Source organism: Peribacillus sp. NPDC058002, from assembly GCF_042886655.1.
Lineage (GTDB): Bacteria > Bacillota > Bacilli > Bacillales > DSM-1321 > Peribacillus > Peribacillus aracenensis.
This window is the reverse complement of record NZ_JBHVQU010000518.1, coordinates 1-1,234: the sequence shown is the minus strand read 5'-3', so window position 1 is coordinate 1,234 and position 1,234 is coordinate 1. Positions and strand designations below refer to the sequence as shown.

General features: G+C 31.9%; 1 protein-coding gene. It reads right to left on the bottom strand.

Translation table 11 applies throughout. The features are described from left to right. Positions 1-61 precede the first annotated feature (61 nt). Positions 62-472 carry a hypothetical protein gene (locus ACFVSH_RS26795; protein ID WP_387708865.1) on the bottom strand — a complete coding sequence of 137 codons (411 nt, stop codon included), beginning with the start codon at positions 470-472 and terminating at the stop codon, positions 62-64. Between the last annotated feature and the right edge of the window lie 762 nt (positions 473-1,234).

Below are 1,234 nucleotides of genomic sequence, written 5' to 3'. Positions count from 1 at the left end.
AAATTTAAAATCTAGATTCTTAATAAAACTTAATAAGAGCAAAAAAAATTTAAAATTTATATCAAAAAATAATATAAGGAGAGCAAAACTCTGATTTTGATTTCAATGTACGATTCTTTTTCTTTGATACAGGTGGGGAAATATGCAGAGTTATAGCTTTATCGGACCTGAGATAAAGTAAGGTATTAACTAAAAGTAACAGGAATCTTTCTAATATGGCACGGCTAGTTTTATTATAGTAATACTGGCAAGGATCACTAGTGTTAGGGAAAGGTTTATCAAAAACCTTTTTGGCTGTTTCAAATATATCGATATGTTCACCAGTTGGTAAATTTACAGCGACCATCACACTACCTGACTGTGTTTTATTTTTATAATTTCTTAATTTTAGCGAGGCAACAATATCCCAATAAATCTTACCTTTCCTCTCTACCTCAATCACATAAATACCTTGAGAAACTCCTTCATACAAACATTCTCCCTCATCACCTTCAAACGAAACAGTAACAATATTCTCCGGAACAGTTAAATAGAAACAAGGAAATGGGATATTTAAATCTGATCCTTAAACACTATGTACATCGGTTTGCACTAGCATATTTGCTGTATCTTTTTCAAGATGAAAGTGTTTACTTTTGTAATACCAATGTAGAGAGGCTACATAAAATTTATGAGCAGTAGTTTGCATTTCATTGAGCAGTCGTTGATTTAAAGAAGAATTAATAAAAGGAATGTGATTTTGCTCCCTAATCCATTCAAATACAATATCAGGATATAATTACTTATGTGACAATTCTTGATCGTTTAGATAACAATTAAACTGATTAAAATCTTCCTCATCTGTTTTAAAGTAGGACATTGATTATAAGACCTCCTTTTTAAAATTCTATAACTGTTTCTCTACGCATCCCTTTTATTCCTTTGTTTCTTTTGGTTTTGTTTTCCATAGTGGCCCTCATTCTTTGAATCGTTTCCGTACCCCTTATGGAACTTACGGGGCAGTCTCAAGTGGTTCGGGTTGCTGCAGCAACTTTGTTATGTAACTAAAGGGCATGGTAGTATCTTTTATTGAATTGCAGTCTCTTATTTTTTCCATTCTTCTACACTATGGTTTACGAAATAAAATCTTGGCGGGATTAATCGTAAATCGTAAAATGTATGGTATTGATACATAAAAAATTTTAGGTTTTGTTTCTCCCAGTAACAATTGGGTTTAATGGATACTCCATATACC